Origin of the sequence: Escherichia sp. 20412-1, from assembly GCF_003027595.1 — a bacterium.
GTDB lineage: Bacteria > Pseudomonadota > Gammaproteobacteria > Enterobacterales > Enterobacteriaceae > Escherichia > Escherichia marmotae.
The window spans coordinates 53,735-67,383 of record NZ_PYQM01000013.1 but is presented as its reverse complement, the minus strand read 5'-3'; the positions used below and the strand labels follow the sequence as shown (position 1 = coordinate 67,383).

The following is a 13,649-nucleotide window of genomic DNA, read 5'->3' as shown; positions in this document are numbered from 1 at the left end:
GATTTCTCTCCATGCCGCGTGAATTGATTGGCTTAGGTGGAGTCGTTATGTCTTATCTACTTGAAATGAAGAACATTACCAAAACCTTTGGCACGGTGAAGGCAATTGATAACGTCAGTTTGCGGTTGAGCGTTGGCGAAATCGTCTCACTCTGTGGTGAGAACGGTTCGGGTAAATCAACATTAATGAAAGTGCTGTGCGGAATTTATCCTTTTGGTAGTTATGAAGGTGAAATTATTTTTGCAGGTGAAGTAATCCAGGCGAGCCATATTCGCGATACCGAACAAAAAGGTATCGCCATCATTCACCAGGAATTAGCGCTGGTGAAAGAATTGACCGTGCTGGAAAATATCTTTCTGGGCAATGAAATAACCCATAATGGTATTATGGATTATGACCTGATGACGCTACGCTGCCAGAAGCTATTAGCACAAGTCAGTTTATCCATTTCACCAGATACCCGCGTTGGCGACTTAGGGCTTGGGCAACAACAACTGGTTGAAATTGCCAAGGCGCTAAATAAACAGGTACGTTTGTTAATTCTCGATGAACCGACAGCCTCATTAACCGAGCTGGAAACTACGGTTTTACTGGATATTATTCGCGATCTGCAACAACACGGCATAGCCTGCATCTATATCTCGCACAAACTCAACGAAGTCAAAGCAATTTCCGACACGATTTGCGTTATTCGCGATGGTCAGCATATAGGAACCCGCGATGCAACCGGAATGAGCGAAGACGATATTATCACTATGATGGTAGGGCGAGAATTAACAGCACTTTACCCTAACGAACCACATACCACTGGTGATGAAATATTACGCATTGAGCACTTGACGGCATGGCATCCGGTTAATCGTCATATTAAACGGGTTAACGATGTTTCTTTTTCTCTGAAACGCGGTGAAATACTGGGTATTGCAGGGTTAGTCGGCGCCGGGCGCACCGAGACCATCCAATGTCTGTTTGGCGTCTGGCCCGGACAGTGGGAAGGGAAAATATTTATCGATGGTGAACAGGTAGATATTCGTAATTGCCAACAAGCCATCGCTCAGGGTATTTCGATGGTGCCGGAAGACAGAAAGCGCGATGGCATCGTTCCGGTAATGGCAGTTGGCAAAAATATTACCCTCGCCGCACTCAACAAATTTACCAGTGGTATTAGCCAACTTGATGATGCTGCAGAACAAAAATGCATTCTGGAATCAATCCAGCAACTCAAAGTGAAAACGTCGTCACCGGAACTTGCTATTGGACGTTTGAGCGGCGGCAATCAACAAAAAGCGATCCTCGCACGCTGTCTGTTACTCAACCCGCGTATTCTCATTCTTGATGAACCCACCAGGGGTATCGATATTGGCGCGAAATACGAGATCTACAAATTAATTAACCAACTCGTCCAGCAAGGCATCGCCGTTATTGTCATCTCTTCTGAATTACCTGAAGTGCTTGGTCTTAGCGATCGTGTACTGGTGATGCATGAAGGAAAACTAAAAGCCAACCTGATAAATCATAACCTGACTCAGGAACAGGTGATGGAAGCCGCATTGAGGAGCGAACATCATGTCGAAAAGCAATCCGTCTGAAGTGAAATTAGCCGTACCGACATCCGGTGGCTTCTCTGTGCTGAAATCACTGAATTTACAAGTCTTCGTGATGATTGCTGCAATCATCGCCATCATGCTGTTCTTTACCTGGACTACTGACGGTGCCTATTTAAGCGCCCGTAACGTATCCAACTTGCTCCGTCAGACCGCGATTACTGGCATCCTCGCAGTAGGGATGGTGTTCGTCATTATTTCCGCTGAAATCGACCTCTCGGTCGGTTCCATGATGGGGTTGCTAGGTGGCGTCGCCGCTATCTGTGACGTCTGGTTAGGCTGGCCGCTGCCACTCACCATCATTGTTACGTTAGTACTGGGGCTGCTTCTCGGTGCCTGGAATGGTTGGTGGGTAGCTTATCGCAAAGTACCTTCTTTTATTGTCACCCTGGCGGGCATGTTGGCATTTCGCGGCATCCTTATTGGCATCACCAATGGTACGACCGTTTCACCCACCAGCGCCGCGATGTCACAAATTGGGCAAAGCTATCTACCAGCCAGCACCGGTTTCATCATCGGCGCGCTTGGCTTAATGGCTTTTGTCGGCTGGCAGTGGCGCGGAAGAATGCGCCGTCAGGCTTTGGGTTTGCAGTCCCCGGCATCTACAGCAGTAGTCGGTCGCCAGGCATTAACCGCCATTATCGTTTTAGGTGCAATCTGGCTGCTGAATGATTACCGTGGCGTTCCTACACCTGTTCTGCTGCTGACGTTGCTGTTGCTCGGAGGAATGTTTATGGCAACACGAACAGCTTTTGGGAGACGCATTTACGCTATCGGTGGCAATCTGGAAGCCGCGCGACTCTCTGGAATTAACGTTGAACGCACCAAACTTGCCGTATTTGCTATCAACGGTTTGATGGTGGCCATCGCCGGGTTAATTCTTAGTTCGCGGCTTGGCGCTGGTTCACCTTCTGCGGGTAATATCGCTGAGCTGGACGCGATTGCAGCCTGCGTGATTGGCGGTACTAGTCTGGCAGGTGGTGTGGGGAGTGTTGCCGGAGCAGTAATGGGGGCATTCATCATGGCTTCACTGGATAACGGTATGAGTATGATGGATGTACCAACCTTCTGGCAGTATATCGTCAAAGGTGCGATTCTGTTGCTGGCAGTATGGATGGACTCCGCAACCAAACGCCGTTCCTGATTTTGATAAAAATTTTCTCAAAGCCGGTAACTTATTGCCGGTTTTGAGTTTTTTGCATGATTCAGCAGGAAAAGAACCATGTTTACTAAACGTCACCGCATCACATTACTGTTCAATGCTAATAAAGCCTATGATCGTCAGGTAGTAGAAGGCGTAGGGGAATATTTACAGGCGTCACAATCGGAATGGGATATTTTCATTGAAGAAGATTTCCGCGCCCGCATTGACAAAATCAAGGACTGGTTAGGAGATGGCGTCATAGCCGACTTCGATGATACACAAATCGAGCAGGCGCTGGCTGATGTCGACGTCCCTATTGTCGGAGTTGGTGGTTCGTATCACCTGGCAGAAAGTTACCCGCCCGTACATTACATTGCCACCGATAACTATGCGCTGGTTGAAAGCGCATTTTTGCATTTAAAAGAGAAAGGCGTTAACCGCTTTGCTTTTTACGGTTTGCCGGAATCTAGCGGCAAACGTTGGGCAGCCGAACGCGAATATGCGTTTCGCCAGCTTGTTGCTGAGGAAAAGTACCGCGGAGTCGTTTATCAGGGGCTGGAAACCGCACCAGAGAACTGGCAGCACGCGCAAAACCGACTGGCCGACTGGCTACAAACGCTACCACCGCAAACAGGGATTATTGCCGTCACTGACGCCAGAGCGCGGCATATTCTGCAAGTATGCGAGCATTTGCATATTCCCGTACCGGAAAAATTATGCGTGATTGGCATCGATAACGAAGAACTGACCCGTTATCTTTCGCGTGTCGCCCTCTCTTCTGTCGCCCAGGGCGCGCGGCAAATGGGCTATCAGGCGGCAAAACTTCTGCATCGGTTATTAGATAAAGAAAAGATGCCGTTGCAGCGGATTCTGGTTCCGCCTGTACGCGTTATTGAACGGCGTTCTACGGATTACCGTTCGCTGACCGACCCCGCTGTTATTCAGGCCATGCATTACATCCGCAATCACGCCTGCAAAGGCATAAAAGTGGATCAGGTACTCGATGCAGTTGGCATATCGCGCTCCAATCTTGAGAAGCGTTTTAAAGAAGAGGTGGGGGAAACCATTCACGCCATGATTCATGCCGAGAAGCTAGAGAAAGCGCGCAGCCTGCTGATTTCTACTACCTTGTCGATCAACGAGATATCGCAAATGTGCGGTTATCCATCGCTGCAATATTTCTACTCTGTATTTAAAAAAGCGTATGACACGACGCCTAAAGAGTATCGCGATGTAAATAGCGAGGTAATGCTGTAGCGAGAGTGAAAAAGCGGTCAGGCATCATGAGAAGCGTTAACGTCGCATCAGGCAATGTTGCACAGCCACCTGACGCAGAGCAAAAGCCTTATCCGACCAACAAGTCGGATAAGGCTGAAAGGAATGCAATTACATATGTGCGGCGATTAACCGCTGGTTATCCTGGTACATCGCGAACAGGTAGTTGTTATAACTCTGCCCTTTCGTTGAATAACCTTTCAGCTTATGAATCATCGCTGTAGCGGTAACTTCCTGATCCGCTTTACGCAATTGCGCACGCGATTTACGGAACGAAGCGTAAGCCGGGTGCGTATTCAGGTTAGTGACATAGGCGCTCACCGATTCTTTGACAGAACTAAATTGTGAGTATCCCTTCACTTTACCCGGTGCATTGGTGCAACGCCCTTTCATGCATTTCATGCCGAACAGGTTGTTGTTGCTACGCGCCAGTTTTGACGTACCCCAACCGCTTTCTGCCGCAGCCATCGTCGCCACCATGCTGGTAGGAATAATATCTACACGTTCAAGCAGCGTATTCCACGGGATTTTTCGCGTATTACCAGACCACTTCACCTTGTAGCGTTTGGCGATATCTTGCAAACGCGCACGCTCTGCAGGTGACCATTGTCCCTGGTATTGTTTTGAAATCAGCCAGTTACGTTCCGCCGTAATGGCAGCATTTTGGCTGGTAATATAGGGCATCACGGTCCGGAGAAACGCTTTTTTTCTTGGTGTTCCGGAAGGGTATTTTCGCAAATCAGGAAGTGAACTGCTCTTTGCACTATTGCGAGAATACTCTTGTTTACTGCTTACCTGTTTATTACTAGCTTTAGTTAAATGGGACTTCTGACTCGCTGTTGTTGTATGCGTCTTCGCTAACACCTCACTCGAAAACACCAGAGTGAGTAACATAAGAATCATCGCCCCATATCGTCGTATGGGAGTCAAAATCATCAGGTCTCCTGATCGGATTTAATCATTCAAACACCTTATACTCGTCATAGTTCAAGTTGCATGTACTGCGCAAACGCTGTTCAAAACACCATCGGTGTTTTGTCCTGCAACTCGAATTATTTAGAGCAATATTTTTCCCAAATTTGAGAGTTGAATCTCAAATCATATCAAAAATAGCGGCCAAGAGCACCCCAAGGAATAGTCCAAATCTGAAACTATGTCATGCGGTAATGGTTCAGATTGGTGCTAAATCGCAGAAAATGTGGGGGTTATCGCAAAAAATAAGCTTAAATCTCAGGTGAAATACTCCCCCTTTCGTCTCATCCTGGCGCAATCCTCATCAGGGAGGAGTTTTACCAGTATTATCACTGGCAAACTGGTGAAATTCGCAGCAACAAGGACTCATCCGTTATGAAACTTGCCGTCTGTTTTCTGACACTCATTCCCGGCTTTGCCGTTGCCGCTGGCTGGACTTCTCAGGGATTTCCCACCTTTACTGAAGAGAGCACAGGAACATTTGTCAGCCACGCACCGCTGACCAAAGGTACGCGTTCGTTGACGCTGAATTTTAATCAACAATGCTGGCAGCCTGCGAATGCAATAAAACTCAATCAGATGCTTTCTCTGCAACCTTGTAACAACACACCGCCACAATGGCGATTGTTCAGAGATGGTGAATATAAGCTGCAAATAGACACCCGCTCCGGCACGCCAACATTGATGATTTCGATCCAAAACACTGCCGAACCAATAGCAAACCAGATCCATGAATGCCCAAAATGGGATGGACAGCCATTGACGCTTAATGTCAGCGCTACCTTCCCGGAAGGTACGGTAATCCGTGATTATTACAGCCAACAAATCGCGACGGTGAAGAACGGTCAAATAACGTTACAACCTGCCGCCACCAGTAATGGCTTGCTGCTGCTGGAACGGGCAGAAACCGACACGTCCGCCCCCTTCAACTGGCATAACGCCACGGTTTACTTTGTGCTGACAGACCGTTTCGAAAACGGTGATCCCAGCAACGACCAGAGCTATGGTCGTCATAAAGATGGCATGGAGGAAATTGGTACTTTTCACGGCGGAGATTTACGTGGCCTGACCAACAGACTGGATTATCTCCAGCAACTGGGCGTCAATGCCCTGTGGATCAGCGCCCCCTTTGAGCAAATTCATGGCTGGGTTGGCGGCGGTACAAAAGGCGATTTCCCACATTATGCCTACCACGGTTACTACACCCAGGACTGGACGAATCTTGATGCCAATATGGGCAACGAAGCCGATCTGCAAGCATTGGTTGATGGCGCGCACCAGCGAGGTATCCGTATTCTCTTTGATGTGGTGATGAACCATACCGGCTATGCCACGCTGGCGGATATGCAGGAGTATCAGTTTGGCGCATTGTATCTTTCCGGCGACGAGTTACAAAAAACGCTGGGCAACCGCTGGAGCGACTGGAAACCCGCAGCCGGGCAAACCTGGCATAGCTTCAACGATTACATTAATTTCAGCGACAAAGCCGGCTGGGATAAATGGTGGGGAAAAAACTGGATCAGAACGGATATCGGTGATTACGACAATCCAGGATTCGACGATCTCACCATGTCGTTGGCCTTTTTGCCGGATATCAAAACAGAATCTACCACTGCTTCTGGTCTGCCGGTGTTCTATAAAAACAAACCGGATACTCACGCAAAATCTGTCGACGGCTTTACCCCTCGCGATTATTTAACCCACTGGTTAAGCCAATGGGTTCACGACTACGGTATTGATGGTTTTCGGGTCGATACCGCCAAACATGTTGAGTTGCCAGCCTGGCAGCAACTGAAAACCCAGGCCAGCGCCGCCCTGAAAGAGTGGAAGAGCGCTACCCCTGGAAAAGCGTTAGATGACAATCCTTTCTGGATGACTGGCGAAGCCTGGGGTCACGGCGTGATGAAAAGTGACTACTATCACCACGGCTTCGACGCGATGATCAATTTCGATTATCAGGAGCAGGCAGCGAAAGTGGTCGGTTGCCTGGCGCAGATGGATACTACCTGGCAGCAAATGGCAGAGAAACTACAGGATTTCAACGTGCTGAGCTACCTCTCCTCACACGATACCCGCTTGTTCCGCGAAGGGGGCGATAAAGCCGCAGAGTTATTGTTACTGGCGCCAGGTGCGGTACAAATCTTTTATGGCGATGAGTCCTCGCGTCCATTCGGTGCCACTGGTTCTGATCCGCTGCAAGGCACACGTTCGGATATGAACTGGCAGGATGTTAGCGGTAAATCTGCCGCCAGCGTTGCGCACTGGCAACGCATCGGCCAGTTCCGCGCACGGCATCCAGCCATTGGTGCGGGTAAACACACCGCATTGTCACTGAAACAAGGTTATGGATTCGTCCGTGAATACGGCGACGATAAAGTGATGGTCGTCTGGGCGGGGCAACCGTAACTTTTCCGGCTTCCCGCTTGCAGTATACCGGGAAGCCACCTTTTAGTATAAAATGCCAGCATAAATAAAAAACTCAGCATAACACGCCAACCTCTTGCAGAAGCCCGATTTGCACCCTGGCAAATGTAGCGTTATTGTTACTTTCCTTGCTTCAGAGTTCGAATGATATCCCGCTATGACATTCTCCCTTTTTGGTGACAAATTTACCCGCCACTCCGGCATTACACTGCTGATGGAAGATCTAAACGACGGTTTACGCACACCCGGCGCAATTATGCTCGGCGGCGGAAACCCGGCGCAGATCCCGGAAATGCAGGACTACTTCCAGACACTGCTGTCCGACATGCTGGAAAGCGGTAAAGCAACGGATGCGCTATGCAATTACGACGGCCCACAAGGAAAGACGGAGCTACTGTCGCTACTTGCCGGGATGCTACGTGAGAAACTAAGTTGGGATATCGAACCACAGAATATTGCACTAACAAATGGCAGCCAGAGCGCGTTTTTCTACTTATTTAATCTGTTTGCCGGACGCCGTGCCGATGGACGGATCAAAAAAGTGCTGTTCCCGCTGGCTCCGGAATACATTGGCTACGCGGACGCCGGACTGGAAGAAGATCTGTTCGTTTCTGCGCGCCCAAATATTGAACTGCTGCCAGAAGGTCAGTTTAAATATCACGTCGATTTTGAGCATCTGCACATTGGCGAAGAAACGGGGATGATTTGCGTCTCCCGACCGACGAACCCAACAGGCAATGTAATAACCGATGAAGAGTTGCTGAAACTAGATGCGCTGGCAAATCAGCACGGCATTCCGCTGGTGATTGATAACGCTTATGGCGTCCCGTTCCCTGGCATCATCTTCAGCGAAGCGCGCCCGCTGTGGAATCCGAATATCGTGCTGTGCATGAGCCTTTCCAAGCTGGGTCTGCCAGGTTCGCGCTGCGGCATTATCATCGCCAATGAAAAAATCATTACCGCCATCACCAATATGAACGGCATTATCAGCCTCGCACCTGGCGGTATTGGCCCGGCAATGATGTGTGAAATGATTAAGCGTAACGACCTGCTGCGCCTGTCAGAAACGGTGATTAAACCGTTTTACTACCAGCGTGTTCAGGAAACTATCGCCATCATTCGCCGCTATTTACCGGAAGATCGCTGCCTGATTCATAAACCTGAAGGGGCAATCTTCCTCTGGCTATGGTTTAAGGATTTGCCGATTACCACCGAGCAGCTTTATCAGCGCCTGAAAGCGCGCGGTGTACTGATGGTGCCGGGGCATAATTTCTTCCCCGGGCTGGATAAACCGTGGCCACACACGCATCAATGTATGCGCATGAATTACGTGCCGGAACCGGAAAAAATTGAGGCGGGTGTGAAGATTCTGGCGGAAGAGATTGAACGCGCCTGGGGTGAAAGCCATTAATGAGACTGATGGCAAACGCAAAATAGCCTGATTCGCTACGCTTATCAGGCCCACACGAATTATACAACATATTGAATTTGTGTGATTTTGTAGGCCGAGTAAGGTGTTCAGGCTGTATCCGGCATAAACAAAGCGCGCTTTGCCAACCCTCTGATTAATACGTTATTCCGGCGTTGAGAAGCGCCGGAATAACGTCTCAAACAGGTTGCTGCTGTAGTCGTTGACGCTGGATTTTCTCGACATCCATACATTGCAACGCCTGTGTCGGGCAGGCTTCAACACAAGCCGGTCCCGTCGCCCGATGCCAGCAGAGATCGCACTTAATCGCCCTCGCCTTTGCGCGCGATGAAACGACTTCCATCGCACCAAACGGACATGCCAGCATACAGCTTTTACAGCCAATACAACGTGATTGTTCCACGAAGATATGTCCATGTTCGCGGCGAATCGCGTCCACAGGGCAGACATTCGCGCACGGCGCATCTTCACACTGATGACAGGCTACTGCCGTGGTACAGGTATGGTCTTTGATGACACGAATACGCGAAATAAACTCGCCTGGTGACAACGCAGCGCAATCCTGATTCTCCTGATGCGACACTGCGCAGGCCACTTCACAGGTACGGCAACCGATACATTTCGTCGCATCCGCAATAATAAACCGGTTCATGATCACTCCTTTGCACTAAAACCGCAGCGTGCCAGAAAGCGCGCCATTATTGCTTTGATCCAACAAAGGGATTGTTACAGTTTTGTCACTTATCCCGGATATTATGTGATCACGCCCTGCTCCCGGACGGTAAATCCCAGCTCATTGGAGATAGCCTGGGCAGTTTCACGCAGTGGTTTCAGGAGATTCTTCTCCCCCACCTGTTTCAGACGCGACGTAGAAAGAGAGATAGATACGGCATACGGCACCCGTCCGTGAATATCAAATACTGGTGCAGCAACACAGGAAACACCGAGTTCATTCTCTTCTCTGTCCATCGCCACTCCACTTTCACGAATCTGCGCCAGTTCGTCAAACATCGCGGGCAAATCGGTAATGGTATTGCGGGTTAGCGGCTGGATCTCATTCAGATGGCTTTCCCAATACGATTTCACGTAATCCTGGTGACCAAATGCCATATAGATCTTACCCATCGCAGAGCAGTAGAGCGGCATATGCTGACCGATATAGGCGCGGGTTCGCAGCATACCGGTGGTAGGTTCGAGTTTATAAATCAAGATCGCGTGATCATCTTCGCGGCTGGAGAAGTTAATCGTTTCACCGGTGGCGATGTTCAGCGTCTCAAGATGCGGCGCAGCAATATGAATGATATTTAGCGATGACAGCGCCTTTTGCCCGACAGCAATAAATTTGGTCGTCAGGCGATAGCTGCCTGCTGCGGGCGCGGTGGTCACATAGCCACAGGACTGTAACCCCTGCAATAAGCGATGGACGGTGCTTTTATTCAGTCCAGCCAGTTCCGAGAGATGCGCCAGCGGACAACCGTTTGGGTAGTTGCTCAGGATCTCAATCAACATCAACCCCCGAAACAAGCTCTGACTTCCGGCAGGCCGCTCTTTATCCTGCGCTATCTCGTGCTCTTTTTTTCCCATCGCTTACCTCCCCTTTTTGGCGCGCCCTGATGGTAGCGCAAAGTGTGTCGCAGTTCACGATCTCAACAGATAAATTATAACTTTTTGATTTTTATGATTTTTGAAAATCATCAATCAGATTGCTTTGTTAAAAAGTGATCGATATATTTGAAATCAAATTTCGCATAGTGGAATTTTAAGCTAAAAAAGCGTTCAAAAAAACAAGGAAACCAGGGATGAAAGTGACATTTGAGCAGTTAAAAGCAGCCTTTAACCGGGTATTAGTTTCACGCGGCGTTGACAGCGAAACCGCCGATGCCTGTGCAGAAATGTTTGCCCGCACCACCGAATCCGGCGTTTATTCTCACGGCGTTAACCGTTTCCCGCGTTTTATCCAACAACTGGATAATGGCGATATCATCCCTGACGCCGGGGCCAAACGTATCACCAGCCTTGGGGCAATTGAGCAGTGGGATGCCCAGCGCTCAATCGGTAACCTGACGGCGAAAAAGATGATGGATCGCGCCATTGAACTGGCTGCACATCATGGGATTGGTCTGGTGGCGTTACGCAATGCCAACCACTGGATGCGCGGAGGCAGCTACGGCTGGCAGGCAGCGGAAAAAGGCTATATCGGCATCTGCTGGACCAACTCTATCGCGGTGATGCCACCGTGGGGTGCGAAAGAGTGTCGTATTGGCACCAACCCATTAATCGTCGCCATTCCTTCCACGCCGATCACCATGGTCGATATGTCGATGTCGATGTTCTCCTACGGCATGTTAGAGGTTAACCGTCTGGCGGGTCGTCAGTTACCGGTTGATGGTGGCTTTGACGATGAAGGCAATCTGACTAAAGAACCTGGCATAATCGAGAAAAATCGCCGCATTTTACCGATGGGTTACTGGAAAGGGTCCGGTATGTCGATTGTGCTGGATATGATCGCCACTCTGCTTTCCGACGGTGCCTCCGTTGCCGAAGTAACCGAAGATAACAGCGACGAATACGGTATCTCACAAATCTTCATCGCCATCGAAGTGGACAAACTGATCGACGGCACCACCCGCGACGCCAAATTGCAACGCATCATGGATTACGTTACCACCGCCGAGCGTGCTGACGAAAACCAGGCAATTCGTTTACCAGGCCACGAATTTACCACCCTGCTGGCAGAAAACCGCCGTAACGGCATCACGGTTGATGACAGCGTGTGGGCAAAAATCCAGGCGTTATAAGGAGACAGACCATGATATTTGGACATATCACGCAGCCTAATCCGTGCCTTTTACCCGCTGCCATCGAAAAGGCACTCGGTTTTCTGCGCACCACCGATTTCAATGCTCTGGAACCGGGCGTTGTTGAAATCGACGGTAAAAATATTTATGCGCAGATTATCGATTTAACCACTCGCGAAGCAGTAGAAAACCGCCCTGAAGTTCATCGTCGCTATTTGGACATTCAGTTCCTGGCGCGGGGCGAAGAGAAAATAGGTGTAGCCATTGATACCGGAAATAATAAAGTCAGCGAATATCTATTAGAACAGCGCGATATTATTTTTTATCACGACAGTGAGCATGAGTCATTTATCGAAATGATACCGGGTAGTTACGCTATTTTCTTCCCGCAGGATGTTCACCGCCCGGCATGTAATAAAAATGCCCCAGCGGCAATACGGAAAATCGTGGTTAAAGTAGCCCTCTCTGCTTTATAAAAAAGTTATTACTGGAGCACAAAATGAAAGCGAATAATGCCGGTTATATTATCGGCGCGTATCCCTGTGCACCTTCTTTTCACCAAAGAAGTGAAGAGGAAGAGAAGGAATTCTGGCGACAATTATCAGAGACCCCTGATATTCGCGGTCTGGAACAACCCTGCCTGGAAAATTTCCATTCTCTTGGCGATCAATGGTTACTCCGTCATACGCCAGAGAGTTGGCAATTTGTCGTCACCGCAGTAATGGAAACCATGCGTCGCCGCAGCGAAAACAACGGTTTTGGTCTCGCCTCCAGCGACGAAGAACAACGCAAGGCGTGCGTGGCGTACTACCGCCACCTGTTCAATAAAATCAACTCATTACCGGCTAATAAAGTGCTCGCACTTGAGATCCAGGCTGCACCATTAGCAACCAATCCCAATGTTATGCAAGCGACAGACGCTTTTGCCCGCTCGTTGAAAGAAATCGCCAACTGGGACTGGCCGTGCAAACTGGTGCTGGAACACTGCGACGCCATGACCTCCCCCGCTCCGCGTAAAGGTTTTTTGCCGTTAGAAAATGTTCTGGATGTCATTGCTGATTATGACATCAGCGTCTGTATCAACTGGGCACGTTCGGCCATTGAAGGACGCAATACCACATTACCGCTTACCCATGCCCTGATGGCAAAACAGGCCGGGAAACTCGGTGCGCTGATGTTCTCAGGAACCACACTCAACGGAGAATATGGTGAATGGCAAGACTTACACGCGCCATTCGCTCCTTTCTGCCCGCAAAGCCTGATGACCACAAAACATGTTAGCGAGTTATTTAATGTGGCAGAACCATCAACATTGCAATTTTCTGGCATCAAGTTATTAGAAATCCATGCTACTGCTGATGTTCATCACCGTATCGAAATATTACGTAACGGCATTCACTCTATGAATGAATGTCGTTAAATCGTTTCACTCATATATCGCATTAAATCTCTAATTAGTCGTTTCCAATAATTATTACGAATACCTACAACATTAATTAATGAAAACATATGACATAACAAGAAGGACTCGTTATGAAACGGATACTCGAAGGCATTCTTGCGGTCATCATCGCAATACTGTCTTGTATTATTTTTATTAATATAATTCTTCGATATGGATTTCACACAAGCATATTATCGATTGATGAATTATCCCGACTTTTATTTGTCTGGTTAACATTTATTGGCGCTATCGTGGCGTTTATGGACAACAGCCATGTACAGGTTACTTTCTTAGTCGAAAAACTCTCACCCACTAATCAAAAACGTGTTTCGCTGCTAACCCATACGCTTATTTTATTGCTTTGCCTGGGCCTGGCCTGGGGGGCAATAGAAAAAACAGCGCAAGACTGGAGTAACTTATCGCCCATTCTCGGCGTACCTGTTGGCTTAATGTATGCCGCCGCAATCCCCACTAGCCTGATTATCGCATTGCTGGAATTGCGCCATTTATACCGGCAGTTAACAAGTGCCCCCAGCCGAAACCAACAAGGAGCCTGACG

General features: G+C 48.9%; 12 protein-coding genes. 9 read left to right on the top strand and 3 right to left on the bottom strand.

Features of this window, described 5'->3' with window-relative positions; all coding sequences use genetic code 11:
- Positions 1 to 47 precede the first annotated feature (47 nt).
- The 3 genes from xylG (at position 48) to xylR (ending at position 4,005) form a co-directional block, all read left to right on the top strand.
- Entirely contained in the window at positions 48 to 1,589 is a 1,542-nt protein-coding gene (gene xylG, locus C7B16_RS11525) for a D-xylose ABC transporter ATP-binding protein (protein WP_107179722.1), read from the top strand.
- Entirely contained in the window at positions 1,567 to 2,748 is a 1,182-nt protein-coding gene (gene xylH / locus C7B16_RS11520) for a xylose ABC transporter permease XylH (protein WP_000045999.1), read from the top strand. Before xylG ends, xylH begins: the two co-directional genes overlap by 23 nt.
- A 78-nt stretch (positions 2,749 to 2,826) precedes the next feature.
- Positions 2,827 to 4,005, top strand: coding sequence for a D-xylose utilization transcriptional activator XylR (xylR, locus tag C7B16_RS11515; protein WP_001517328.1), 1,179 nt, complete (start codon positions 2,827 to 2,829; stop codon positions 4,003 to 4,005).
- Positions 4,006 to 4,134: 129 nt separating this feature from the next.
- On the opposite strand, the gene C7B16_RS11510 is transcribed toward xylR, so the two are convergent.
- On the bottom strand, positions 4,135 to 4,959 hold the full coding sequence (locus C7B16_RS11510) for a protein bax (protein WP_001517329.1): 825 nt from the start codon (positions 4,957 to 4,959) through the stop codon (positions 4,135 to 4,137).
- Between the two features lie 411 nt (positions 4,960 to 5,370).
- Between C7B16_RS11510 and malS the strand changes: the two genes are divergently transcribed.
- Positions 5,371 to 7,401, top strand: coding sequence for an alpha-amylase (gene malS, locus C7B16_RS11500; RefSeq protein ID WP_107179729.1), 2,031 nt, complete (start codon positions 5,371 to 5,373; stop codon positions 7,399 to 7,401).
- A gap of 175 nt (positions 7,402 to 7,576) precedes the next feature.
- On the top strand, positions 7,577 to 8,830 hold the full coding sequence (avtA, locus tag C7B16_RS11495; protein ID WP_107179721.1) for a valine--pyruvate transaminase: 1,254 nt from the start codon (positions 7,577 to 7,579) through the stop codon (positions 8,828 to 8,830).
- A 196-nt stretch (positions 8,831 to 9,026) separates the two neighbouring features.
- Here the strand turns inward: avtA and C7B16_RS11490 are convergent, their stop codons facing one another.
- Both C7B16_RS11490 and yiaJ read right to left on the bottom strand, forming a co-directional pair.
- On the bottom strand, positions 9,027 to 9,500 hold the full coding sequence (locus C7B16_RS11490) for a 4Fe-4S dicluster domain-containing protein (RefSeq protein WP_001517331.1): 474 nt from the start codon (positions 9,498 to 9,500) through the stop codon (positions 9,027 to 9,029).
- A gap of 101 nt (positions 9,501 to 9,601) precedes the next feature.
- A complete protein-coding gene (gene yiaJ / locus C7B16_RS11485; protein WP_000516596.1) occupies positions 9,602 to 10,432 on the bottom strand; it encodes an IclR family transcriptional regulator YiaJ in 831 nt (276 codons plus the stop codon).
- 215 nt (positions 10,433 to 10,647) lie between these two features.
- Between yiaJ and yiaK the strand changes: the two genes are divergently transcribed.
- From yiaK to yiaM, 4 genes are all read left to right on the top strand, one after another.
- Positions 10,648 to 11,646 (top strand): 3-dehydro-L-gulonate 2-dehydrogenase, encoded by a 999-nt coding sequence (gene yiaK, locus C7B16_RS11480; RefSeq protein WP_000869057.1) that lies wholly within the window; start codon positions 10,648 to 10,650, stop codon positions 11,644 to 11,646.
- A gap of 11 nt (positions 11,647 to 11,657) precedes the next feature.
- Complete coding sequence (locus tag C7B16_RS11475; RefSeq protein WP_105268284.1) at positions 11,658 to 12,122, top strand: YhcH/YjgK/YiaL family protein; 465 nt, start codon at positions 11,658 to 11,660, stop codon at positions 12,120 to 12,122.
- A gap of 23 nt (positions 12,123 to 12,145) precedes the next feature.
- Positions 12,146 to 13,066 carry a DUF4862 family protein gene (locus C7B16_RS11470; RefSeq protein ID WP_107179720.1) on the top strand — a complete coding sequence of 307 codons (921 nt, stop codon included), beginning with the start codon at positions 12,146 to 12,148 and terminating at the stop codon, positions 13,064 to 13,066.
- A 113-nt stretch (positions 13,067 to 13,179) separates the two neighbouring features.
- Positions 13,180 to 13,647: a 2,3-diketo-L-gulonate TRAP transporter small permease YiaM gene (gene yiaM, locus C7B16_RS11465; protein WP_107179719.1), complete on the top strand. Its 468-nt coding sequence runs from the start codon at positions 13,180 to 13,182 to the stop codon at positions 13,645 to 13,647.
- The last annotated feature ends 2 nt before the right edge of the window (positions 13,648 to 13,649 follow it).